Below are 22,757 nucleotides of genomic sequence, written 5' to 3'. Positions count from 1 at the left end.
ACGCCCGGATCCGGCGGAGTCGTGGTCAGGATTCCCAGGGTTTTCCCGCGTCCCCGTCGGTCAACTCGCGTACGCGGCGCAGCAGCGCGGCCCGGCGGCCGTGGGCTCGCACAGCCAGCGTCAGTGCGGTCGCGACGAACAGCCCCCCGACCACGAGCGCGAGCGCCAGGCCCCTGCCGCGCTGGACGGCGATGGCGGCCACGACCGCGGTGGTGGCGACGGAGGCGGTCAGTCCGATCCAGGCGGCGATCACCTGATCGGTGGCGAACAGCGGCACCCTGCGGGTCAGCAGCCACCCGCCGTAGCCGGCCCAAGTCAGGCAGATCACGATGAACAAGCCGAACGCCAGGCCGGTACGGCCAGGCAGACCAGACTCGCCCAGCCACAGCGCGGTCACGAACACCGCGCCGGCCAGCCCGGCCGACAGCGCCACCACCGCCCGGATGCGCCTCTTCAACGAGAACGACGGTTCGAGCTGCTCGATCATCTCCTGCGCCGACAGGCGCGGTTCCTCGGTCATGGCCGGAATCCCTTCTCCTCCAGGTGCGTACGCAGCATTCGACGGGCCCGGTTGAGCCGGGACTTGACCGTGCCGGCCGGGACCTGGCAGATCTGCGCGCAGTCCTCCACCGACAGGTCCTCCAGGTAGAACAGGACGAGGATCTCCCGCTCCAGCACGGGCAGCCCCGACAGGACGCTCACCATTTCGGCGCGATCCACCATCGCCCCGACCGGATCCTCGGCAACCGCATCGCTCGCCGCGAACCCTTCCTTCTCAGAGGCGTACTCGCTCCGCAGCCGATCGGCCACCGATCGCCGGGCGATGGTGAACAGCCAGGGCGCGAACCGGTCGGGTTCCCGCAGCCGGGGCAGGCCGCGGACCACGGCCAGCCAGACCTCCTGGCTCACGTCGTCGGCCCGCTCGGCATCCAGCATCCGCCGCACATACGTCCACACCGGGATCCGCCAGCGCGCCACCAGTTCGGCCACCGCCGCCCGCTCACCCAGCTGGGCCCGTACCACCAGCAACTCATCGGTCATCTCACTCTCCCGTCACCCAGCACAGTCGGACGGGCAACCAATCAGGTTCACGCCCCTGAGGCCCGTGAGCGGGCGACCCGCTAAATGCCAGTGGCCTCTGCTGAGATGACCCGTGACATGACCGGCCGAGCCCCGCTTCGGCAACCCGGAGTTCGACAGCGCCGTGTGTGCCGCCCTCGCCCGGGACGACGCCTGGCCGTTCTTACGCGACGCACTGTCGACGTGGCGGCCGATGAGCGACGACCATCTGGCACCGATCACCCTGCTGGCCGATCCCCGCACCGCTCGGTTGATAACACCGGAACGGGGACGCGAGATCCTCAGCATGAGACGCGGCTGACCCGCGAAGCAGCGGGAGTCGATCGTGGCATTCGCCGGAATCTCAGGTTCTTGCCAAGAAGCATCCCTATCGTCCTGCGCGCCACGTTCGCTCACACGAAAGGGTTTCCCATGCGGCGAAGCACCCTCATCCCCGCTGTCCTGGGCGCGACTCTGATCGGCGCGACGCTGATCAGCGCCTCCCCCGCCTCCGCCACGACCAGCGGCACCTGCGAAAAGGCCGCCTGGGTCGGCCAGGTCCAGGGCAGACCGACCGGCCTCGGCCCCGGCTCCCGCAGCGGCGACTACTTCTGGCACGACAAGTACGGTTTCCACCTGCGCGTCACCCAGAAGCGCAGCAAGGCCCAGTCCTACTCGGGCACGATCACCTCGAACACCCCGATCGTCGGCTTCAAGTGGGTCAAGCTGGAGAAGCAGGACAAGATCGCACTCTCCGCGGACAAGCTCTCGATCACCTTCACGGTCGTGAACCACGGCCTGATCGACGGCTTCGACTTCAAGACCAGCTGCGCCGACAGCCTCACGGTCGGCGACCTGAAGATCAACGGCAACACGCTGCCCACCGGCAAGGTCTACCTGGGCAAGTACCGCCAGCACCCGGTCTCGATTCCGTTCACGGTGCACCGTAAGGCCTAATATGCCAGGTCCGGCCGTTGGTCCCGTACGATGCCGGGCCACGGCCGGAGGAGGAAGCAGATGGGCGCACACCGGATCCTGGTGGTGGACGACGACCCGGCGATCCTGCGGGTGCTCCGGCGCGGGCTCACACTGGAGGGTTTCTCCGTGGAACCCGCCGGGAGCGGCCATGCCGCGCTGGAGATAGCCGATCGGGTCGACGCCATCGTCCTGGACGTCTCGATGCTCGGTTTGTCGGGCATCGAGGTGTGCGCCGAACTGCGTCACCGCGGTTCCGAGGTGCCGATTCTGATGCTGTCGGCACTGGACGAGGTGGCCGACCGGGTGGCCGGTCTGTCGGCCGGGGCCGACGACTACATGGTCAAGCCCTTCGACCTGACCGAGCTGGCGCTGCGGCTGCGGGCGCTGCTGCGCAGGTCCGGCGCCACGACCGGCGGCGGCTCCGCCCTGCGGGTCGGTGACCTGGTGCTGGACACGGCCGGCCGCGACGCCGTCTTCGGCGGCAGGCCGCTGACTCTGACCAGGCGCGAATTCGACCTGCTTGAGGTGCTGGCCAGGAACGCCAACATCGTCCTGTCCCGCGAGGTCCTGCTGGAACGGGTCTGGGGGTACGACTTCGCCGTCACCCACAACGCGGTCGAGACGTTCATCGGCTACCTGCGCCGCAAACTGGAGGCCGTCGGCGAGCCGCGCATCCTGGAGACGGTCAGGGGAGTGGGTTACGTCCTGCGGGGCCGTCCGTCATGAGGTTGTCGACCCGGTTCGCACTGTGCCTGGCCGTCCTGGTTCCGCTGCTGGTCGGCCTGCCGGGCCTGCTGGTCGTCCGCCTGTCGATCGACGACCTGTACGCCGAGCGCGACCTGCGGCTGACCCAGCGGATGCAGTCCTTCAAACCCCTCGCCTTGACGTACGCGCAGCGTGAGGCCGCCATGAGTCGCGCGGCCAGGATCCGCCTGACGCCGATGGACCTCGGCCAGACGGCGGAGGGTGTCTATGTGGCTCCTGCCAAGGGCGTCCCGCTGATCATGGGTATGGTGCCGGCGTCTCTGCCCACGCCGGCGTCCGGCCCCGTGACCTCGGCGGACGGTGTCTGGCGTTTTGCGAGCACCGAGCTGGGCGTCAACGGCAGGAGGGGCCGGCTCTGGGTCTTCGAGCAGGAGGCTCCGCTGAGCGTCCGGATCTCCCAGTTGTACCGTCAGCACCTGATCGTGACGCTGATCGCCCTGGTGGTCGGGGCGGTGTCGGGCCTGGTGCTCGGTCGTTTCGTGTTGCGTCCGCTCGCGCGGCTGACGAAGAACGCGGCGGCGGTAGACGTACAGGTCGGAGAAGGCCGCCTGACGCGTGGTTCGCGCGTGCCGGAGATCGCCGAGCTGGCGGGCGTGGTGAACGGCATCCTGGATCGCCGCGACGAGGCCGTGCACCGGACCGCCGAGGCCCTAGAGACGGCCCGCGCTTTCGCCGCGACCGCCGCGCACGAGCTGCGCACCCCGTTGACGAGCATGGGCGCCAACATCTCCCTGCTGGGTTATCCGACCCTGCCGCCGGAGGACCGCGAGGAGGTCATCCGCGACCTGGCCGGCGAACAGGCCAGGGTGGAACGGCTGATCACGATGCTGCGGCAACTGGCCAGGGGCGAGCTGATGAATCCCGACTCCCTGAAAGAGGTCGACCTGGCGAGCCTCAGCGGAGGGGCCGTGGACGAGGCCACCCGCCGCCACCCCCACGCGCGAATCGTCGCCCACCTCCCCGACACGGTGATCGTCCGAGGCTGGGCCGAGGGCCTGCGCATGATCGTCGACAACCTCCTGGACAACGCGGCCGTCCACGGTGTCGGCCCGCGGGGCACCGTCCGCATCGACCTGACCGTGAAGCAGGAAGGCGCCTTCGCCCTCCTGCGCGTCGCCGACGACGGCCCCGGCATGCCCCTGGAACTCCACCAGGCGGCCTTCAACCGCTTCAGCCGCCGCGTCGGCAGCCCGGGCTCGGGCCTGGGCCTGACCTTGATCCACCAACAGGTCGTCCTACACGGCGGCCAGGTGAGAATCGAACCCCCATCCCGCCCAGGAACGGGTTTGTCGGTCTTGGTCCAACTCCCCATCTCCTGGCGCCCCGACGGCCCCAGCGACGGCCTGTCCTGGTTGTCGGCCCACCAGAAACTCTGAGATCGCCGCCGCCCCAGGACGATGAGAGCTGATCACGTTGTGGCATGGCGGCAACGCGGACGCGTTCGCGGACCGGGTTGCCGCGGGTGAGGTCGGCGAGTGGGATGCGCAAGGTGGTGGCGATACGGTCGAGTTCGGCGATAGTGAGCCGCGCCCGGGTGCCCAGCTCGATTCGGGCCAGGGTGGGCTGGGACAGGGCGGCCAACTTGGCCAGGTCCCGTTGGGTGAGGCCGGCCCGCTCGCGTTCGCTGCGGACGCGTTCCCCGATGGCGTGGATGTCCATGGCTCCCTTGAATCAAGGATACCTTCTTGATTCAAGGAAGCGCATCCGTCTGGCCACTGGGGTCGGCAAACTTCGGCGGGCGCTCACTGGGGTTCCACGCCGGCTTTCGCTTTCGGCCTCGGCGGTGGGATTGCTGGCATCGCCTCGCCGTCCGGTCGCCGTGTGCGGGCACCTGGTGCCCCCACAGGTCAGCTCAGGGTGACGAGTTGTTGGTGATCGTCTAGGGGTAGGTCGCCGTTGGCGACTGCGGTGATTTCGAGGTTCTGTAGTTCGGCGGTGCCGGAGATGGTCGTGACGAAGGCCACGTCGGCTGCGTCTCGGCCGGTGGCGATGCGGGTCAGGGTGGGACGTGGGGCCAGTCGGGTCGCGTCCCAGACCTGCCAGTAGTGCTGGATCTCCGTTTCCACCACGAGGTGGAAGTCCATGGGGGACAGGCCCGGTGCGTATACGGCTGCCACGCGGGCTGGTACGTCGACGGCTCGGCACAGGGTTGTGACCAGGTGGGCGAAGTCGCGGCAGACGCCGTGTCCGGTCAGGAGTGTGTCGATGGCGTCGGTGGTGGGGCCGCTTGTGGCGGTCTGGTAGGTGATGTGTTCCCAGACGTAGTCGCAGATTGCCCGTACGCGATCGAGGGCGGTTGGCAGGGAGCCGAAATGGCTCTGGGCGAAGCCGGCTATTCGGTCGGACGGGCAGTAACGGCTGGGGCGGAGGGCGATCACCCGCGCCAGTTCGGTGACGCGCTCGGGTGGTTGTGAACTGGGGTCGATGCTGGCCTGGTAGGCGAGGGTGAGGACGCCGGGTTCGGCGTGTAGGAGATGTTGACGTCCTCCGTGTGTGTCCGCGATCTCGTGAGCGAGGAGTGGGGCGGCGTTGTTGGTGACGTCGAGGCGTTCGCTGAGCCGGGTGCCGGGATCGGGAGTGGCCGCGACCTGGATCACCATGGTGGTCGGGGTGGCGATCTCATAGACGAGCGCGCAACTGACGCTGCTCCCGGTGCCCATGTCTCACTGATCCATTCCGTCACGACGTCCAGCGAAGATTAAGAAGGCCACCGGCTGCCCGCACGATGCCGGGGAACTCACTGGCCAAGGGCGGGGCTTCGTGGGTGTCCGAAGCCATGGCGTTCGTCTCGATCAGTATCGGGTCTAGCTCTCGGATGAGGAAGACGTCGCTCCTCTGGCGAACATGGCAACCCTTCTGCGGAGGCAGGTCGTTATTGAGGTGACGGGCGGGGGTGAGATGGACGAACCGGTGGGGTTTCGTGAATTCGTGGCCGAGCGGATCGATCGGCTCACCCGGGTGGCCTTTCTGCTGACCGGCGATCATCATCTGGCCGAGGACCTGGTTCAGGCCACGTTGATCCGGGTTTGGCGGAAGTGGAAGCAGGCGAGCGGGAGCAGGTTCGCGGACGCCTATCTCAATCGGATTCTCGTCACGACCTACCTGTCCTGGCGGCGACGGCGTTGGTGGGGGGAGATTCCCACCAGTTTCGACGATCATGACGTTGCCGGGGTCACGGACGGGCTGGAGCAGGCGCTGGCGGCCGATGACTTTCGGCGCAGGCTGGCGGTCTTGCCCAGGCATCAGCGGGCGGTGGTCGTGCTGCGTTACTACCTTGATCTGTCCGAACGGGAGACGGCCGAGCTTCTGGGCTGCACGGTGGGCACGGTCAAGAGCCAGAATCACAAGGCGCTGGCCCGGCTGCGATCGCACATCAGTCGCGTACCCGAATGAGGATCGGATGGACGAGGATGAAATCGCGCGGTTGCGCGGACAATTGCGAGAACTGGCCACTGAAGCGAGACCACGACCCGACTCCTTGGATCGGTCGATGGAGCGAGTACGCGAGCAGCGTCGGGTCCGGAGGACTGCTCTAGCCGGGTTCGCGATCACGGCCCTGACGGTCATCACGATCTCCTCCGTGTTCGCCTGGGCGGGCGAACCGAAGGACTCCATCATCAGTGCGGACAGTCTTCCCAAGCCGGAATGTGCTTTTATGCTCCCCGCGCTGGTCCCGGGGGCGGCCGATATCCGCGGGATACCGTCGGACGTTCAGGAGATCCTTGCCTGCCGTTACGAGGCGGGCGCCACGGGGGCCACGTTCACCGGGTCCGCGCGTATCGATGGCGAAGAGGCGCGAGACCTGGCGGCGGCGATCCGCGACGGTCGGGTGTCGGAGAACCTGCGGCGCCGCTGTCCGATGCCGCCCGGCTGGGAGATATGGCACTTCGTCCATGCCGACGGCGTCACGACGCTGCTGGTGGAACTCGGAAGCTGCTCCTTGGCCACCGACGGGCAATTGGCGGTCGACCTTCCAGAGAACCGCCGCATGGGCCTCGTCGATCCCAGCGGCTAGGCCCACGTGAAGGGCTGGCGGTAGCGGGCCTCCACCACTCGGCCTGCCCGTGCTCCCACGCTCGGCACCGGCGCAGATCGCATCGCTCCTCAGAAAGAATGCGGCTATGTCTAGGAAAGTTTCGCACGTATCCGGATGGTGTTCGATACCCAGCGTGTGCAGTGGAGAAGCGGCCTGACCTGGGCTTCCTGGCTCAACCGGCGATAGGGAACGGAGTGACGACGTCGACTCGGCCTACGCGGGAATTGGAAAGTTGCGAAACTGTTGACGGCAGTGTTCGTAACATCTAGCGTTACAGCGATCGAATTCAGAGCCCGTGCGGTGGCGTCGGAGCGGCTTGGCCGCAGGCCGGCGGGCGGTAGAGAGAGAACGGGGCCAGATGAGGGCTGCGCTGCTGGAACGGTTCGGGGCGCCTCTCGTGGTGCGAGACGTCGATCTCGACGCGCCGGGGCCGGAAGAGGTGCTGGTCAAGGTCGAGGCGGCTGGGGTCTGTCACAGTGACCAGCACTACCTCGCGGGGGATCTGCGATGTCCGCTGCCGGTCGTGCCGGGGCACGAGGGCGCCGGTGTGGTGGCGGCCGTGGGGCCGGGGGTGACGCGGTTCGCGGTGGGGGATCGGGTCTGCCTGATGTGGCGGCCGCGGTGCGGGCAGTGCCGGAACTGCCTGGTGGGGCGGCCCGCGCTGTGCGAGGCCGCGGGGATCATGGCCGGGTCCGGCGGGCTGCTGGACGGGACCACGCGGCTGCACGCGGACGGGGCGCGGGTGCATCACCTGCTTGGTGTGTCCTGTTTCGCGGAGTACTGCGTGGTGTCGGAGCGGGCGGTGGTGCCGGTGCCCGAGGGGGTGCCCGCGGAGATCGCGGCCATCGCGGGATGCGCGGTCATCACCGGGGTGGGGGCCGTGCTCAACGCCATCGGGCGGTGCGCCGGTGAAGCCATCGTGATCTACGGAGCGGGCGGGGTGGGCCTGTCGGCCGTGCTGGGGGCGGTGCTCGCGGGGGCCAACCCGATCGTCGTCGTGGATGTGGTCGCGGAGCGGCTCGCCATGGCGGAGCGGCTCGGGGCCACGCACACCATCGACGCGTCGCGCACGGACGTCGCCGCGGCGATCCAGGACATCCGGCCGGGCGGGGTCGAGTGGGCCATCGAGGCCATCGGGCGGCCCGCGACGCTGGAGACGGCGATCGAGACGCTGCGGCCTGGCGGCACGCTGGTCGCGGTCGGTCTCGGGAAGGTCGGGCAGACCTTCAATGTGCCGCTGAACATGCTGGTCCAGCGCGAGAAGCGGGTGATCGGCAGCCTGTACGGCTCGGCCAACCCCCTCATCGACCTGCCCAAACTGTTCGAGCTGTACCTCGCGGGCCGGCTGCCGCTCGACACGCTCATCGGCCAGCGCTACCCGCTGGATCGCGTCAACGAAGCATTCGCCGACCTGACCGGCGGCTCCGTCGGCCGAGGCGTGATCATGCCATGGGAGACACCGTGACCAGCGGGCGACACGATGCCGTGGGAGAAACGAGCAGTGGGAGACACCATGACCAGTGAGTCCCCCTACGCCGTCTACCCCAGCCTGCGGGGAAAGGTCGCCCTCGTCACCGGCGGCGCGACCGGCCTGGGCTCGGAGTTCGTCGCCTCGCTGGCGGAGCAGGGCGCGCGGGTCGCCTTCGTCGACGTCGACGACACCGGAGCCGGGCGGCTGCTGGATCGCCTGACCGGCACCGGCTGCCCCGAACCCCTGTACGTGCACGCCGACGTCTGCGACATCGACCAGCTGCGCGCGGCGGTCGCGGCGGTGGAACACGGGCTCGGCCCGATCTCGATCCTGGTCAACAACGCCGCCAACGACGTCCGTACGGACATCGAAACCGTGGACACGGCCGACTGGGACCGCGGCATCGCGGTGAACCTGCGCCACCACTTCTTCGCCATCCAGGCCGTGATGGCGGGCATGCGTACACTCGGTGGCGGCTCCATCGTCAACCTCGGCTCGGTCAGCGCGCACGTGGACTTCGTCGGCCTGCCGATGTACATCGCCGCCAAGGCCGCCATCGAGGGCCTGACCAGGACCCTGGCCAGGGAGCTCGGGCCGGACCGCATCCGGGTCAACTGCGTCATCCCGGGCTGGGTCTTCACCGAGCGGCAGCTCACCCACTGGGTCACGCCCGAGGTGCGGGAGAAACTCGCGCAGGTGCAGTCGTTGCCGGACAACGTCATGCCGGCCGACGTGGCGCGGCTGGTGCTGTGGCTGGCGGCCGACGACAGCGCCATGTGCACCGGCCAGAAGTGGATCGTCGACGGCGGATGGATGTGAACGGAGCCCCCATGGCACACAACGAGACCAGCGGCACCGGACGGCGCAGCGCGCACTGGTTCGCGGCCGAGGGCCGCTCCGGCATGCTGTACCGGTCCTGGATGCGCAACCAGGGATTCGGCGCGGAGGTCTTCGACGGCCGCCCGGTCATCGGGATCGCGAGCACGTGGTCGGAGCTGGCTCCGTGCAACGCGCACCTGGACCGGGTGGCCGACGCGGTCAAGCGCGGCGTCTGGATGGCGGGCGGGTTCCCGCTGGTGTTCCCGGTGATGGCGACCGGTGAGACGCTGCTGCGGCCGACCGCGATGCTGTACCGCAACATGCTGGCGATGCAGGCAGAGGAGCTGATCCGGGCGAACCCGCTGGACGGCGTGGTGCTGCTGTCCGGCTGCGACAAGACGACGCCTGGCCTGCTCATGGGCGCGGCCAGCGTGGACCTGCCGGCCGTGATGGTGACCGGCGGCCCGATGCTGAACGGCAAGTACCGGGGCCAGGACGTCGGCTCCGGCACCCACGTGTGGAAGTTCGAGGCCGAGATCAAGGCCGGCCGCATGTCGGTGGAGGAGGGCCACGTCGCCGAGGGCTGCATGGCCCGGTCGAACGGCCACTGCATGACGATGGGCACGGCCTCGACGATGGCGTGCCTGGCCGAGGCGCTCGGCATGCAGCTGCCCGGTTCGGCGGCCTGGCCCGCGGTGGACTCGCGCCGGATGGAGGTCGCGCAGGCGGCCGGCCAGCGGATCGTGGCCATGGTCGAGGAGGACCTGCGGCCGAGCGCGATCATGACCAGGGCGGCGTTCGAGAACGCCATCCGCGCCAACGCCGCGATCGGCGGCTCCACCAACGCCATCATCCATCTGACCGCGCTGGCGGGCCGGCTCGGCGTCGACCTGGCCCTGGACGACTTCGACGAGCTGGTCCGGGACGTGCCGACCATCGTCGACCTGATGCCGTCGGGCCGTTTCCTGATGGAGGACTTCTGCTACGCCGGCGGCCTGCCGGTGGTGCTGCGCCAGCTGGACGAGGCGGGCCTGCTGAACGCGGACGCGGTGACGGTGACCGGCCGCGCCATGGGGGAGAACGTCGCGGACGCGGTCTGCTGGAACACCGAGGTGATCCGCCCGCTGGCCGAGCCGCTGCTGCCCGCGGGCACCGGCACCGCGGTCCTGCGCGGCAACCTGGCCCCGGACGGCGCGGTGATCAAGCAGTCGGCGGCGTCGCCCACGCTGATGCGCCACGTGGGCCGGGCCCTGGTGTTCGACTCGCCGGAGGACTACCACGCGGTCTGCGACGACGACGACCTGGACGTGAACGCCGGCGATATCCTGGTCATCCGGGGCGCCGGGCCGAAGGGCTATCCGGGCATGCCGGAGGTGGCGAACGTGCCGCTGCCCGCCAAGCTGCTGCGCGCCGGGGTGACCGACATGGTGCGGATCAGCGACGGGCGGATGAGCGGCACCGGTTTCGGCACGGTGGTGCTGCACGTCACGCCGGAGGCGGCCGTCGGCGGCCCGCTCGCTTTGGTGTGTACGGGGGACAGCGTCGAACTGGACGTGCCCGCCCGGCGGCTGACCCTGCTGGTGCCGGACGAGGAGTTGGCGCGCAGGCGGGCCGAGTGGCTGCCGCCCAAGGCCGAGGAGGACAGCGGCTACCGGTGGCTGTACCGGGAGCATGTGCTGCAGGCGGACGGCGGGGCGGACTTCGGGTTCCTGCGGGGCGGTCGCGGGAGCGAGGTGCCACGCGACTCGCACTGACATGGTCGGTTCTGTTCGAGTGACGTCAATATCGGGACAGACAGCGCATACGACCAAGCATTAGGCCCGAATGACCGCTGGCCCGTACGATGCTTACTAGACAGTGAAGCCAAGTTTCGGTGATGGAGTAACGGTTGGTGTCCGACTCGATCGAACCGCGCGTCACCGTCGCCGACATCGCCGCCGAGGCCGGGGTGTCCCGGGCGACCGTGTCCAAGGTCCTCAACGGCCGTTCGGATGTGGCGCCGGCCACCCGGGTGCAGATCGAGGCCATGCTCGTCACCCGCGGCTACGTGCCCACCAAGCGCACCAAGCGCCCGGTGGTCGCGGAACGCCGCGGCGGCCTGATGGAGATGCTGTTCAACGACCCGAGCACGCCGTGGGCCGCCGAGATGATCCGCGGCGCCGAGGCGGCGGCCAGGGCCGCCAGGGTCGGCATCGTGGTGTCGGCGCTGGACAGCGGCCCGGGGCGCGGGCAGCAGTGGCTGGAGGACATCGCCGACCGGTCGCCGCGCGGCATCATCCTGGCGTTATCGGAGCTGACGGCGGCCGACCACACCCGGATCGCCAAGCTCGGCGTGCCGGCCATCCTGGTCGACCCGGTCGGCGACTCCGAGACCGACATCCCGTCGATCGGCGCGGGCAACTGGGGCGGCGGGATGGCCGCCACCCAGCACCTCATCGACCTCGGGCACCGGCGGATCGGCATGATCACCGGGCCGATGCGCTTCCTGTGCAGCCAGGCGCGGCTGGCCGGGTACCGCGCGACGCTGGAGCGGGCCAGGATCGTGGCCGACGACGGGCTCGTCGAGCACGGCGACTTCCACTACTCCTCCGGCTTCACGCTGGCGCAGGCCCTGCTGGACCGGCCGGAACCGCCCACGGCCATCTTCGCGGCCAACGACGAGCAGGCGCTCGGCGTCTACGCCGCGATCCAGCAGCGCGGCCTGCGGGTGCCCGCCGACCTGAGCGTGGTGGGTTTCGACGACGTGCCGATGGCGCAGTGGGTGACCCCGCCGCTGACCACGGTGCGGCAGCCCATCGCGGAGCTGGCCGCCCTGGCCGTCCGCACCCTGCTGGTGCACCAGGACGGCAGCGAGATGCCCGAGGGCCGGGTCGAACTGTCCACCAAGCTGGTGGTGCGCGGCAGTACGGCTCCGCTGGCCCGCTGAACCTGAGTTTCGATGTTTCGGCGGTGTGACCTGGACGTCGCCCGGACGCTACGATTACATCAGCGAACGTTTACGAAATTCCTTCGAAACTCGCTGGCCGATGATCTCCGGGCGAAAGAGAGACCGACGTGTTCGAGACGCACGACATCGTTCGCCCGGCGGCCGAACTCGTGGCCGGATTACAGGCCATCGGCAGCGCCACCGCGAGCAGCGAGCTCAACCGCCTCGGGATCCGCAGCGCGCACATCCGCGGCCCGGTCTCGCACACGCCCGGCGTCTGCGTCGCAGGCCCGGCGCTGACCCTGCAGTTCATGCCGAAGCGCGAGGACCTCTACCCGGTCGACGAGTACGCCGAGCCGGAGAAGCAGCTGCACAGGCACGTGCTCTACCACACCCGGCCGGGCGACATCGTGGTGGTGGACGCGCGCGGCGACATGGGCAGCGGCGTGTTCGGCGAGATGATGATGCTCTATTTCAAGAACCGCGGCGGCCTCGGCGTCGTCGTGGACGGCTGCGTGCGCGACCTCGGCAAGGTGCGGGAACTCGGCCTCGGCCTGTGGGTGCGCGGCGCGACCCCGAACTTCCACTCCCAGACCGACATCTTCCCCACCGCCGTCAATGTGCCGGTGGCCTGCGGCAACACCGTCGTCGTGCCGGGCGACATCATCGTCGCCGACGACGACGGCGCGGTGGTCGTCCCGATCAAGCTGGCCCCCGCCCTGCTGGCCGAGGCGAGCCGGCATGCCGAATGGGAGGAGTTCTCCCGCACGCGGCTGTCCGAGGGCGGCGACCTGAAAACGTACTATCCGCTGGCGGAGCAGGTCACGCCCGAGTACGAGCGGTGGCGGCAGGCCCGGCACGGCGCGTGACGTCGGGCCGGAGAGGAGCGGGTGGCGTGAAGATCGTCGAGCTGGTGCCGTGGCTGGTGCGGTCGGGCGGCTCCTACTGGGGCGAGTTCCTGTTTTTGCAGGTACGGACTGACCAGGGCGTGGACGGCTGGGGCGAGGTCACCACCACGACCCGCGCGGCCAATCGCGGCGTCGCCGCCCTGTTGCGGCAGGCGGGTGAGCTGCTCGCGGGGGACGACCCCGCCAGGATCGAGGACATCTGGCACAAGATGTTCCGGGCGTTCACCTACCTGGGCAGTCGCGGGGCGGGCACGAACGTGGTCAGCGCCATCGACATCGCGCTGTGGGACATCCGCGGCAAGGTGCTCGGCGTGCCGGTGTACGACCTGCTCGGCGGCGCGGTCCGCGACGATCTGCTGCTGTACACCCACCCCGACCAGTCCCGGTTCGGCACCAGGGACGGAGTCGCGGAGGAGATCGGGAAGATCGTCGATTCCGGGCATACCGCCATCAAGTTCGACCCGTTCCCGCACGAACCCGGCCAGCCGCCGGCCAACGACCGCTACCTCGACGGCCGGCTCAGCCGGGCGCTGGAGCGCCAGGCGATCGAGCTGACCGAATGGATCCGCGAGTTCGCCGGGCCCGACGTCGAACTACTCGTCGACGCGCACGGCCGATTCGACGTCCCCACCGCCATCCGATTGGGCCAGGCACTGGATGACGTGGGCGGCATCCACTGGTACGAAGAGCCCGTGCCCCCCGAGAGCCGCCACGCCCTCCAGCAGGTACGGGACCGTGTGCGCGTGCCCATCTCGGTGGGCGAACGCCTGCACACCCGCTGGGACTTCGTCCCCGTGCTGGAGAACCGGCTCGCCGACTTCGTGATGCCGGACGTGACCTGGACCGGCGGCATCAGCGAACTGAAGAAGATCGCCACAATGGCCGAGGCGTACTACGTCCCGGTTTCCCCGCACGACGCGAGTGGTCCCGTCAACCTCGTCGCGGGCGGCCACGTGATGCTGACCGTGCCGAACTTCTACCGCCTGGAGTCGAGCAGCCACGACCTCGGCGCGTACAACCAGTTCCTGCGCACCCCGCTGGACAACCGCGACGGACGGCTGAGACTGCCGCCGGGCCCCGGCCTCGGGCTCGATTTCGACATGGACTACCTGCGGGCCCACGCGCAGGAAATTTAAGGAGTCAGGTGAACATCGTCAGGTATCGAACGCGACAATCCGCCGAACCCCGGATCGGCCTGCACGACGACGGCGTCGTCGCCGAGCTGCTCGGTGTCGCGTCCCTCGCGCAGCTGTGGACGCTGCCGCTGGACGCGCTGCGCGCCAGGCTGGCAGAGGGTCCGTTCGGTGAGCGGGTGCCGCTGGCGGAGGCCGAGCTGCTGGCGCCGGTGGACGGCCGTACCGAGGTGTGGGGGGCGGGTGTCACGTACCGGACCTCGCGGGAGGCCAGGGTCGAGGAGAGCGAGCGGTCCGCGACCGTCTACGAGCAGGTCTACGACGCCGAGCGGCCCGAGCTGTTCTTCAAGTCGGTCGGCTGGCGGGCGGTGGGCACCGGGGGAGAGCTGTCCATCCGCCCGGATTCGGTGGTGGACGTGCCCGAGCCCGAGCTGGCCCTGGTGGTGAACAACCTCGGCGAGATCGTCGGGTACACGGTGTGCAATGACATGTCCTCGCGCAGCATCGAGGGCGAGAACCCGCTCTACCTGCCCCAGGCCAAGATCTTCTACGGCGCCTGCGGTCTGGGCCCCTGGGTCACTCCGGTGTGGGAGGTCGAGGACCCCTATGACCTGCCCATCGAGATGACGATCCACCGCGACGGCGAATCGGTGTGGCACGGTGAGGCGGGCACCGGGCAGCTGCGCAGGCGGCTGGACGGCCTGGTGGACTATCTGATGTTCGGCGACGTGCACCCTGACGGCGTGGTGCTGTCCACCGGGACCTGCCTGGTGCCGCCGTCGCCGTTCACCCTCGCCCCCGGCGACGTGGTCGAGATCGGCATCGGTGGCGTCGGCGTGCTGCGCAACCCCGTCACGCGCGGCAAGCCCGGCGAATCCGCCCTGACTCTGGAGAGCTCGCTGCGATGACCACCCCGACCCCCGAACCCCTGCGCTGGGCCGTCATCGGCACCGGCGGCATCGCCAAGGACTTCGCCGAGGATCTGCGGCTGTCCGACGCCGGCCGGCTGGTGGCGGTCGGCTCGCGCACCGCCGCCCGCGCCGAGGCGTTCGCCGCCCAGGTGGGCGCTCCCCGCTCCTACGGCGACCAGGCCGAACTGCTGGCCGCCGAGGACATCGACGCGGTGTACGTGGCGACGCCGCACCCCGCGCACCGGGACGCCGCCCTGGCCGCCATCGAGGCGGGCAAGGCCGTACTGGTCGAGAAGCCCTTCACCATCAACCGCGGCGAGGCCGAGGACCTGGTCAAGGCGGCCAGGGCCCGCGGGGTGTTCCTGATGGAGGCGATGTGGACCCGCTTCCTGCCGCACATGGTCCGGCTGCGCGAACTGCTCGCCGAGGGCCGTCTCGGCGACCTGCGGATGGTGACCGCGGAGCACGGCGTCTGGTTCCACCGCGACCCCGCGCACCGCATGTTCGACCCGCACCTGGGCGGCGGCGCGCTGCTCGATCTCGGCGTCTACCCGGTGTCGTTCCTGTCCATGGTGCTCGGCGCCCCCGCCTCAGTGCTCGCCGCCACGCAGTTCGGCGACACCGGCGTGGACGGCCAGACCACGATGATCATGGGGTACGGCGGCGGCCGCCAGGGCGTGGCGACCAGCAGCATGGAGGCGTTCCTGCCCAACCGGGCGACCATCGCCGGGACGGACGCGCGCATCGACATCGACGCCTGGTGGTACCGGCCGACGTCGTTCACGCTGACCGCGCGCACCGGCGCGGTGGAGCGGTACGAGTTCCCCGTGCCGGGCAACGGATTGCGCTTCCAGACCGAGGAGGTCGCGCGCTGCGTGCGCGCGGGCCTGCTGGAGAGCCCGATCCTCACCCTGGACGAGTCCTGCCAGATCATGGGCACGATGGACGAGGTCCGGGCCCAGGTCGGCCTGCGCTACCCGGGCGAGTGAGAAAAGACGGTGGTCCCGCCGCCGCGCGGGGCCACCGTCTTTCTCGCCGTCACACGCTGGTGACGGTCGCCTGCATGACCCGGTCGAAGCCGACGTGCCGCCGAGGGCCGGTCATCGTGACGGCGATGGTCTCCCGGATGTCGGCGCTGGACGCGCCCACCCGCAGCTCCACCGCGCCGGGGTCGACCTGCCGCAGCCAGGACGCCCCCGTGTAGGAGGTCTGGTCGGCGTGCAGCGTGAGGGTGACCTCGCGCGTCTCACCGGGGGCCAGGTCGACGCGGTGCGCGGCGAGCAGCGCCTGCACGGGCCTGGCGACCTCGGCGACCGGGTCGTGCAGATAGACCTGCACCACTTCGCACGCCGTCCGCTCGGTCTCGTTGCGCAGGGTGACCCGCACGTCGAAGGTGCCCGCGGTGGTCCACGAGGTGTCCCCGGTGATCCCGCCCCAGGTGACCGGGTGGTAGGACAGCCCGTGGCCGAAGGCGAACAGCGCGGTCGGGTCCACGTTGCTGACCTCGCTGCGCAGGGCGAGAGGCGCACCCAGGTAGGTCGCCGGCTGGTTGCCGCCGTCCCGGGGGAAGCTCACCGGCAGCCGGCCCGACGGGTCGGCCCGGCCGGACAGCACGTCGGCCAGTGCCGCCGCGCCCTCCTCGCCGGGGAAGAACCCGCACACCACGGCGGCCAGCCGGTCGATCTGCCGGCCGAGCTCGTAGGGACGGCCGACCAGCAGGACCAGCACGACCGGGGTGCCGGTGGCCAGCACGGCCTCCAGCAGTTCCTCCTGGCGGCCGGGCAGGCCCAGGCCGCTCGCGTCGCAGCCCTCACCGGAGGTGCCGCGCCCGAACAGTCCGGCCTGGTCGCCCAGGACCGCCACGCAGACGTCGGCGTCCGCCGCGGCGGCCACGGCCGCGGCGATGCCCTCGTCGTCGCCGCCGAGCACCGGAACGCCCTGGGTGTAGCGCACTTCGTAGCCGGCGGGGTCGGCGCGCAGCGCCTCCACCAGCGTGGGCACCTCGATGCCCATCCCGGTGTCCGGGTGGTGCACGCCGACGTGCATCGGGAAGGAGTAGCAGCCCAGCATGGCCTGCGGGGTGTCGGCGCGCGGCCCCACCACGGCCAGCTTCAGGCCCGGCGCCAGCGGCAGCGTCCCCGCGGTGTTGCGCAGCAGCACGACGGAGCGGCGGGCCAGCTCACCGGCCAGGGCCCGCACGTCGGCGTCGTCCAGCACGACCTCGCCGTCCTCACTCAGCACGGGCGGCTCGGGTGTCCAGCCTTCGTCGAGCAGGCCGAGTTCGCACTTCTGCAGCAGCACCCGGCGCAGCGCCCGGTCGATCAGCGCGATATCCACCTCGCCGCGCTCGACCGCGTCGACCAGCGGCGGCCCGAAGCAGTTCACCGTGGGCAGTTCGACGTCGATGCCGGCGGTGAGCGCCAGCCGGGCCGCGTCCGCCGGGGACTCCGCCACGTGGTGCAGGGTCTGCAGGAACGCGACGGAGAAGTAGTCGGCCACCACCGTGCCGGTGAAGCCGTAGTGGTCGCGCAGCTGGTCGGTGAGGAGGGCGGGGTCGGCCGCCACCGGGGTGCCGTCGATGTCGGCGTAGGAGTTCATCACCGAGCCGGCGCCCGCGCGCAGCGCCATCTCGAACGGCGGCAGCAGCACGTCGGCGATCTCGCGGCGGCCCGCCGACACCGGGGCCAGGTTCCGGCCGCCCTTGGACGCCGAATAGCCCACGAAGTGCTTCAGCGTGGCGATGACGCCCGCGGACTGCACGCCGCGGACGTAGGCGCTGCCGATCATGCCGACCAGCAGGGGGTCCTCGCTGATGGTCTCCTCGACCCGGCCCCACCGCAGGTCGCGGGCGACGTCCAGGACGGGGGCGAGGCCCTGGTGGATGCCGAGGCGGCGCATGGTGGCGCCGATCTGGGCGCCCATCCGCTCGACCAGCTCGGGATCGAAGGTCGCGCCCCAGCACAGCGGCGACGGGTAGACGCCGGCCTGCCAGGCGGCCAGGCCGGTCAGGATCTCCTCGTGCACGACCGCGGGGATGCCCCACCGGCCGGCCGACATGATGGAGCGCTGGGCGGCGGCGAGGGTGGCCGCGCCCTTGGCGGCGTCGACCGGCGCGGTGCCGAACGGCCGGGTCAGCTGCCCCATCCCGTCCTTGACCAGTTCGTCCCAGGCGACCGGCAGCGAGGTGAACTCGTGCTGGTGCGGGGCCATCTCGCCGTCGGTGTTGTCGATGCCCACCCAGACGCCGTACAGCTGGGCGATCTTCTCGGGCAGGTTCATCCGCGCCATCAGCGCCTCGACCCGCTCCTCGGGGGACCGGTGCGGGTCCCTCCACACATCCTGGGCGGTGTCCGTCACGATGGTCATGTGTCACTCCGTTTGGTGCGGTAGGTCATTCCAGCCACCCGCCCGGTGGGGGCGTCAGCCGGTCGAGCTCGTCCCACAGGTCGGTGGGGATCGGGGTGGTCGCGAGCGCCAGGGTGGCGGCGATCCGCTGGGGTTCGGAGACGCCGACGATGGTCGAGGTCACCCGGGGGTCGCGGAGCGAGAACTGGAGGGCGGCGGCCGACAGGGGCACGTCGTGGGCGGCGCAGGCGTCCTGCATGGCGCGGACGGCCGTGCGCACTGATTCGTCGGTGTCGCGGTAGGCGTACCGGGGCTGGGCGTCGGGGCCCTTGACGAGCATGCCGCCGCCGTACGGCGCGCCGTTGACGAAGGCGACCCCGCGGGCCGCGGCTTCGTCGATCAGCGGGTCGGCGGCGCGGTCGACCAGGGTCCAGCGGTTGTGGTTGATCACGGCCGCGAACACGTCGGTCTGGACGAAACGGCGCATCAGCTCCACCGGGCCGCCCGCGATGCCGAGATGGCCGACCACGCCCTCGTGGCGCAGCGCGACCAGGGCCTCGACCGCGCCGCCCGGGGCCATGGCCTCCTCGAAGGTGAGGTGGTATTCGGGGTCGTGCAGGTACATGACCGGCACGTAGTCCACGCCGAGGCGGTCCAGGCTCTCCGCCACCGAGCGGCGGACCCGTTCGCCGGAGAAGTCGCCGGTGTCGGGGTCGGCGTCGGCCTTGGTGGCCAGCACGAACCCGTCCGGCAGGCCGCGGCGGCGGACCACGGCGCCGACGCGGCGTTCCGCGCTGCCGTTGCCGTAGTTGTTGGAGGTGTCCAGGAAGTTGAAAGGGCCGTCGAGGACGGCGTCCACGGTGGCTTCGGCGCGGGCGTCGCCCACCGCGTAGCCGTACAGGGCGGGCATGCTGGCCAGCGGGCTGGTGCCGATGCAGATGGGCGTGACGCTGAGCCCGGTGCGGCCGAACGGGCGTCGGTGCGTCGGGTCGTCGGCCAGGTCAGAGGCCACGTCAGAAGCCATGTCAGATCACGAACCTGTTCGCGGGTCGGCCGTGGCGGCCGGGCTCGGCCCGGAAGATCGCGCCGGCGGCGGGCTGGTCACGGAGCTGGTCGGGGGTGAGTTCCTCGGTGGAGGTGGAGATGTACAGCTGGTCCAGGTCCGGGCCGCCGAAGGCGCACGAGGTGACCTGCGTGACGGGCAGGCGGACGGTGCGTTCCGCCTGGCCGCCGGGGTCGTAGCGGACCACGCGCGAGCCACCCCAGAACGCCACCCACACCCCGCCGTCGGCGTCGACGGTCAGCCCGTCGGGGATGCCGGGCAGGTCGGAGGTGTCGGCGAAGGCGCGGCGTCCGGACAGGGCGCCGGAGGTCACGTCGTAGTCGAAGACGTCGACGCGGCGGGTCGGGCTGTCCACGAAGTAGCAGAGGGCGCCGTCGGGGGACCAGTCCACGCCGTTGCTGATCGTGACGTCGGTCAGCACGGTGTGCAGTGAGCGGTCGGTGTCCAGGCGGTACAGGGCCCCCGCGCCGGGCGTGCAGTCGTAGGCCATGCTCCCGGCGAGATAGCGGCCGGCGGGGTCGACGTTGCCGTCGTTCATGCGGATCTCCGGCCGCCCGGCGAGGGGCGCGGCCAGCCGCTCGGTCAGTACGCCGCCGGAGGTCAGCGCCATGCCGTCGCCGTCCGCGATCAGCAGGGTGGCGGGGTCGGTGGTCGGGTGGACGGCGGTGATCGGGGCGGGCAGGTCGAACCAGCCGGCCTCGGCGCCGGGGGCGGCGTCGAAGATCCGCCCCCGGGGGATGTCCACGAACCGCAGGCGGCCCGCGACGTCGTCCCACGTCACGCCCTCCAGGTGCACGCCGGATACCGCCAGCCACACCTCGGCGGTCAGGTCGCCGGACATCACGGGGCCAGTGGCGCGAGCGCGGCGGCGGCGGCCCGGTGTCCCTCGACCAGCCGGGCGAGCACCGCGTCCGTGGTGGCGTCGGGGCGGGTCTGCTCGGGGTGCGCGGCCCGCCACTCGTGCAGTCGCCGGGCCCCTTCCGACCAGGTGGTGGTGGGCCGGAACGCGGGGACGAACCGCTTGATCTTGCTGTTGTCGAACACCGCGCTGTGCGCCAGGTCGCCGAGGATCAGGTCGGACCAGAACCAGTCCGGCGCCACCTTCGGCAGGAACTCCGACGGCAGGTGCAGCAGCCTGGCCGGGGAGCCGGCCGTGCGGCCGATGATCCCGTAGATCTCGTTCCAGGTCAGCGCCTCGTCGGAGGTGATGTGGAAGTCCTCGCCGATGGCCTGCCAGTTGCCGATCAGGCCGGCCAGGCCGACGGCGAAGTCGCGCGCGTGCGTCAGGGTCCACAGGCTGGTGCCATCGCCGGGCACGACCAGTTCGTCGCCGCGCGCGATCCGGTCCCAGGCCGTCCAGTCGCCGGGCAGCGGCGGGTTGGCGTCGTCGTAGGTGTGCGACGGGCGCACGACGGTGACCGGGAAGTCGCGCTCCTGGTACGCGCGGTGCAGCACGTCCTCGGCGGCGATCTTGTCCCGGGCGTAGGCCAGGTACGGGTTGCGCCGGGTGGTCGACTCGGTGATCGGCCACTGCCGTACCGGTTTGTGGTAGATGGAGGCGGAGCTGATGTGGACGTACTGGCCGACGCGGCCGTTGAGCAGGCCGACCGCCGTCTCGGTGTCGTCGGCGCCGAAGCTGAGGAAGTTGACCACGCTGTCGAACGCCGTGCCGTCCAGGGCCGCGCGTACGGATTCGGGGTCCTGGACGTCGCCGGTGATGGGGGTGACGCCCTCGGGCAGAGGGCGGCGTGCGGTGCGGCCGCGGTTCAGGACGTACACGTCCTGGCCCTGGCGTACGGATTCGGCCACGCACGACGAGCTGATCGTGCCGGTGCCGCCGATGTAGAGGACTTTCATGGTGGACTCCAGCTCTGTGGGGATCGAGGTCAGCTGCGGGACTTGCCGGCGTACCAGTCCTCGAAGCCGTTCTCCACGATGCTGATCAGCAGGTCGTCGTTGCGGATGCCGAGCTCCGCCAGCCGCTTGGCGATCTGGTCGAACATCGCCCACTTGGTGGTCACGTCGTACATGTGGACCATCTGGATCTGGATGCTGACCAGGTCACGGCGGTCGACGCCGTTGTACGTCGGGTCGAAGACGATCTCGCCCGGCGCGTGCGTGCGGAAGATCTGGAACTTGTCGGTCGGGTCCATCCCGAGCGCGTCCACCAGGGCTTGATGGATCCCTTCGCTGATCTGCCCGCCCAGCCGTTCGGCGAGGGAACGCTCAAGGTCGATCTGCACCAGAGGCACCGGTGACTCCTTCAGAATTGCGCGGAAACTTTCGGAAATTATCCGAAACTTCAGATGTACGTTGACAAAGTAGAGCGACCGACCTCGGACGTCAAGGTGCAGGACCGAACGGCCAGGCCCGATTGACCGCGTTTTTGCTTGTCAGGGCCCGCTGGCGGGGTGCGATAGTTTCGACGAACTTTCGGTGCCTGATCTACTACCGTATGGATTCCGAACGAAAGCGAGGCCAGCCGTGAAGATCGCGGTAACAGGAGCGAGCGGCAAGGCCGGACGGGCCGTGCTCCAGGACCTGCTCGCCCACGGGCACGAAGTGCGGGCCGTCGACGTGGCCGGAGCGCCCGGCGACCGCGGTGAGCTGTGGGAACAGCTCGGCACGCCGCTGCTGCGCGCGGACCTGACCGACTTCGGCGACACCGTCGACGCGCTGACCGGCGTGGACGGCGTGGTTCATCTGGCGGCGATACCCGCGCCGGGGTACTTCACCGACGCCCGCACGCTCAACACCAACAACGCCATGAACGGCAACGTCTTCCTGGCCGCGGCCAAACTCGGCGTCGGCCGGGTCGTGTGGGCGTCCAGCGAGACCGCGCTGGGGTTCCCGTTCGGTCCGGACGCGCCGCCGCGTTACCTGCCGGTGGACGAGGACCACTATCCGTATCCGCTGTCGACCTACGCGCTGTCGAAGGTGGTCGGGGAGACGATGGCAGAGCATATTTCGGCTTGGTCGGGCATTCCGATCGTGTCGCTGCGGCTGTCCAACATCCATGTCGCGGCCGACTATCCGAAGCTGCCCGGCTTCTGGGGCGACCCGCTGACCAGGGTGTTTGACCTGTGGGGGTACATCGACGAACGTGATGTGGCGCAGGCGTGTCGCCGTGGTCTGCTCGCCGACGTGACCGGGGCGCCGTCGTATGTGATCGCCGCGAACGACACCTTGATGGATCGGCCCACGGCCGAACTGGCGGCGGAGGTGTTCCCCGGAGTGCCGGTGCGCCGCCCGCTGGAGGGTTACGAGGGCGCGCTCGACATCACGCGGGCACGCGCTGAGCTGGGGTTCGAGCCGGAGTACTCCTGGCGCGACATGCTCTGAG

22 protein-coding genes and 1 pseudogene are annotated in these 22,757 nt (G+C 70.2%); 14 read left to right on the top strand and 9 right to left on the bottom strand.

Features of this window, described 5'->3' with window-relative positions; genetic code table 11:
- Window positions 1-25: 25 nt before the first annotated feature.
- Window positions 26-520: a hypothetical protein gene (locus Acor_RS06850; protein ID WP_155335690.1), complete on the bottom strand. Its 495-nt coding sequence runs from the start codon at window positions 518-520 to the stop codon at window positions 26-28.
- Window positions 517-1,041 (bottom strand): RNA polymerase sigma factor, encoded by a 525-nt coding sequence (locus tag Acor_RS06845; protein ID WP_155335689.1) that lies wholly within the window; start codon window positions 1,039-1,041, stop codon window positions 517-519. Before Acor_RS06845 ends, Acor_RS06850 begins: the two co-directional genes overlap by 4 nt.
- A 450-nt stretch (window positions 1,042-1,491) precedes the next feature.
- On the opposite strand from Acor_RS06845, the gene Acor_RS06840 reads away from it, so the two are divergent.
- The 3 genes from Acor_RS06840 to Acor_RS06830 are packed head-to-tail and all read left to right on the top strand — an operon-like array spanning window position 1,492 to window position 4,178.
- Entirely contained in the window at window positions 1,492-2,016 is a 525-nt protein-coding gene (locus Acor_RS06840; RefSeq protein WP_155335688.1) for a hypothetical protein, read from the top strand.
- 60 nt (window positions 2,017-2,076) lie between these two features.
- Entirely contained in the window at window positions 2,077-2,763 is a 687-nt protein-coding gene (locus tag Acor_RS06835; protein ID WP_155335687.1) for a response regulator transcription factor, read from the top strand.
- The gene (locus Acor_RS06830) at window positions 2,760-4,178 is read left to right on the top strand and encodes a sensor histidine kinase (RefSeq protein ID WP_155335686.1); all 1,419 of its coding nucleotides are present in this window, start codon (window positions 2,760-2,762) and stop codon (window positions 4,176-4,178) included. Before Acor_RS06835 ends, Acor_RS06830 begins: the two co-directional genes overlap by 4 nt.
- A gap of 100 nt (window positions 4,179-4,278) precedes the next feature.
- Here Acor_RS06830 and Acor_RS46145 read toward each other — a convergent pair.
- Window positions 4,279-4,461 (bottom strand): annotated as a pseudogene (locus Acor_RS46145) (helix-turn-helix domain-containing protein); the annotation flags it as partial.
- Between the two features lie 188 nt (window positions 4,462-4,649).
- Complete coding sequence (locus tag Acor_RS06820) at window positions 4,650-5,462, bottom strand: transglutaminase-like domain-containing protein (RefSeq protein ID WP_155335684.1); 813 nt, start codon at window positions 5,460-5,462, stop codon at window positions 4,650-4,652.
- A 268-nt stretch (window positions 5,463-5,730) separates the two neighbouring features.
- Here Acor_RS06820 and Acor_RS06815 point away from each other — a divergent pair, with 268 nt between their 5' ends.
- The 10 genes from Acor_RS06815 to Acor_RS06770 all read left to right on the top strand — a co-directional run bounded on the left by Acor_RS06815 (window position 5,731) and on the right by Acor_RS06770 (window position 15,995).
- Complete coding sequence (locus tag Acor_RS06815; RefSeq protein ID WP_246238470.1) at window positions 5,731-6,195, top strand: SigE family RNA polymerase sigma factor; 465 nt, start codon at window positions 5,731-5,733, stop codon at window positions 6,193-6,195.
- Window positions 6,196-6,202: 7 nt separating this feature from the next.
- On the top strand, window positions 6,203-6,817 hold the full coding sequence (locus Acor_RS06810; RefSeq protein ID WP_155335683.1) for a hypothetical protein: 615 nt from the start codon (window positions 6,203-6,205) through the stop codon (window positions 6,815-6,817).
- Window positions 6,818-7,196: 379 nt separating this feature from the next.
- Complete coding sequence (locus Acor_RS06805; protein ID WP_170316815.1) at window positions 7,197-8,303, top strand: alcohol dehydrogenase catalytic domain-containing protein; 1,107 nt, start codon at window positions 7,197-7,199, stop codon at window positions 8,301-8,303.
- 48 nt (window positions 8,304-8,351) lie between these two features.
- Window positions 8,352-9,128 (top strand): SDR family NAD(P)-dependent oxidoreductase, encoded by a 777-nt coding sequence (locus Acor_RS06800; protein WP_155335682.1) that lies wholly within the window; start codon window positions 8,352-8,354, stop codon window positions 9,126-9,128.
- 11 nt (window positions 9,129-9,139) lie between these two features.
- Complete coding sequence (locus Acor_RS06795; protein WP_155335681.1) at window positions 9,140-10,882, top strand: IlvD/Edd family dehydratase; 1,743 nt, start codon at window positions 9,140-9,142, stop codon at window positions 10,880-10,882.
- Between the two features lie 137 nt (window positions 10,883-11,019).
- Window positions 11,020-12,054 (top strand): LacI family DNA-binding transcriptional regulator, encoded by a 1,035-nt coding sequence (locus Acor_RS06790; protein WP_155335680.1) that lies wholly within the window; start codon window positions 11,020-11,022, stop codon window positions 12,052-12,054.
- 128 nt (window positions 12,055-12,182) lie between these two features.
- Window positions 12,183-12,923, top strand: coding sequence for a ribonuclease activity regulator RraA (locus Acor_RS06785; RefSeq protein WP_155335679.1), 741 nt, complete (start codon window positions 12,183-12,185; stop codon window positions 12,921-12,923).
- 26 nt (window positions 12,924-12,949) lie between these two features.
- Window positions 12,950-14,098: a mandelate racemase/muconate lactonizing enzyme family protein gene (locus tag Acor_RS06780; protein ID WP_155335678.1), complete on the top strand. Its 1,149-nt coding sequence runs from the start codon at window positions 12,950-12,952 to the stop codon at window positions 14,096-14,098.
- An 8-nt stretch (window positions 14,099-14,106) separates the two neighbouring features.
- Window positions 14,107-15,003 (top strand): fumarylacetoacetate hydrolase family protein, encoded by an 897-nt coding sequence (locus Acor_RS06775; RefSeq protein WP_155335677.1) that lies wholly within the window; start codon window positions 14,107-14,109, stop codon window positions 15,001-15,003.
- Entirely contained in the window at window positions 15,000-15,995 is a 996-nt protein-coding gene (locus Acor_RS06770; protein ID WP_155335676.1) for a Gfo/Idh/MocA family protein, read from the top strand. Before Acor_RS06775 ends, Acor_RS06770 begins: the two co-directional genes overlap by 4 nt.
- 49 nt (window positions 15,996-16,044) lie before the next feature.
- On the opposite strand, the gene Acor_RS06765 is transcribed toward Acor_RS06770, so the two are convergent.
- Genes Acor_RS06765 through Acor_RS06745 form a run of 5 tightly spaced genes read right to left on the bottom strand, consistent with a single transcriptional unit; the run spans window position 16,045 to window position 21,666 of the window.
- A complete protein-coding gene (locus Acor_RS06765) occupies window positions 16,045-18,372 on the bottom strand; it encodes a beta-xylosidase/alpha-l-arabinosidase (RefSeq protein WP_155335675.1) in 2,328 nt (775 codons plus the stop codon).
- A gap of 25 nt (window positions 18,373-18,397) precedes the next feature.
- Entirely contained in the window at window positions 18,398-19,375 is a 978-nt protein-coding gene (locus tag Acor_RS06760; RefSeq protein ID WP_155335674.1) for an aldo/keto reductase, read from the bottom strand.
- 1 nt (window position 19,376) lies between these two features.
- Complete coding sequence (locus tag Acor_RS06755; RefSeq protein ID WP_155335759.1) at window positions 19,377-20,255, bottom strand: SMP-30/gluconolactonase/LRE family protein; 879 nt, start codon at window positions 20,253-20,255, stop codon at window positions 19,377-19,379.
- Window positions 20,255-21,271: an NAD-dependent epimerase/dehydratase family protein gene (locus tag Acor_RS06750; RefSeq protein ID WP_155335673.1), complete on the bottom strand. Its 1,017-nt coding sequence runs from the start codon at window positions 21,269-21,271 to the stop codon at window positions 20,255-20,257. Before Acor_RS06750 ends, Acor_RS06755 begins: the two co-directional genes overlap by 1 nt.
- Before the next feature lie 29 nt (window positions 21,272-21,300).
- Window positions 21,301-21,666, bottom strand: a complete 366-nt coding sequence (locus tag Acor_RS06745) for a tautomerase family protein (protein WP_155335672.1) — start codon at window positions 21,664-21,666, stop codon at window positions 21,301-21,303.
- A 232-nt stretch (window positions 21,667-21,898) separates the two neighbouring features.
- Here Acor_RS06745 and Acor_RS06740 point away from each other — a divergent pair, with 232 nt between their 5' ends.
- Window positions 21,899-22,756 carry an NAD-dependent epimerase/dehydratase family protein gene (locus tag Acor_RS06740; RefSeq protein ID WP_218034155.1) on the top strand — a complete coding sequence of 286 codons (858 nt, stop codon included), beginning with the start codon at window positions 21,899-21,901 and terminating at the stop codon, window positions 22,754-22,756.
- The last annotated feature ends 1 nt before the right edge of the window (window position 22,757 follow it).

The sequence above is a fragment of the Acrocarpospora corrugata genome (assembly GCF_009687845.1).
Taxonomy (GTDB): Bacteria; Actinomycetota; Actinomycetes; order Streptosporangiales; family Streptosporangiaceae; genus Acrocarpospora; species Acrocarpospora corrugata.
Note: the sequence above shows the minus strand (reverse complement) of the source record. Positions and strands in the feature narration are given on the sequence as shown.

Bases quoted from the DNA above. Each gene is read 5' to 3' on its own strand.
- Acor_RS06850 (WP_155335690.1), bottom strand. From the start codon at position 520: ATGACCGAGGAACCGCGCCTGTCGGCGCAGGAGATGATCGAGCAGCTC.
- Acor_RS06845 (WP_155335689.1), bottom strand. From the start codon at position 1,041: ATGACCGATGAGTTGCTGGTGGTACGGGCCCAGCTGGGTGAGCGGGCG.
- Acor_RS06840 (WP_155335688.1), top strand. From the start codon at position 1,492: ATGCGGCGAAGCACCCTCATCCCCGCTGTCCTGGGCGCGACTCTGATC.
- Acor_RS06835 (WP_155335687.1), top strand. From the start codon at position 2,077: ATGGGCGCACACCGGATCCTGGTGGTGGACGACGACCCGGCGATCCTG.
- Acor_RS06830 (WP_155335686.1), top strand. From the start codon at position 2,760: ATGAGGTTGTCGACCCGGTTCGCACTGTGCCTGGCCGTCCTGGTTCCG.
- Acor_RS06820 (WP_155335684.1), bottom strand. From the start codon at position 5,462: ATGGGCACCGGGAGCAGCGTCAGTTGCGCGCTCGTCTATGAGATCGCC.
- Acor_RS06810 (WP_155335683.1), top strand. From the start codon at position 6,203: ATGGACGAGGATGAAATCGCGCGGTTGCGCGGACAATTGCGAGAACTG.
- Acor_RS06805 (WP_170316815.1), top strand. From the start codon at position 7,197: ATGAGGGCTGCGCTGCTGGAACGGTTCGGGGCGCCTCTCGTGGTGCGA.
- Acor_RS06800 (WP_155335682.1), top strand. From the start codon at position 8,352: ATGACCAGTGAGTCCCCCTACGCCGTCTACCCCAGCCTGCGGGGAAAG.
- Acor_RS06795 (WP_155335681.1), top strand. From the start codon at position 9,140: ATGGCACACAACGAGACCAGCGGCACCGGACGGCGCAGCGCGCACTGG.
- Acor_RS06770 (WP_155335676.1), top strand. From the start codon at position 15,000: ATGACCACCCCGACCCCCGAACCCCTGCGCTGGGCCGTCATCGGCACC.
- Acor_RS06765 (WP_155335675.1), bottom strand. From the start codon at position 18,372: ATGACCATCGTGACGGACACCGCCCAGGATGTGTGGAGGGACCCGCAC.
- Acor_RS06760 (WP_155335674.1), bottom strand. From the start codon at position 19,375: ATGGCTTCTGACGTGGCCTCTGACCTGGCCGACGACCCGACGCACCGA.
- Acor_RS06755 (WP_155335759.1), bottom strand. From the start codon at position 20,255: ATGTCCGGCGACCTGACCGCCGAGGTGTGGCTGGCGGTATCCGGCGTG.
- Acor_RS06750 (WP_155335673.1), bottom strand. From the start codon at position 21,271: ATGAAAGTCCTCTACATCGGCGGCACCGGCACGATCAGCTCGTCGTGC.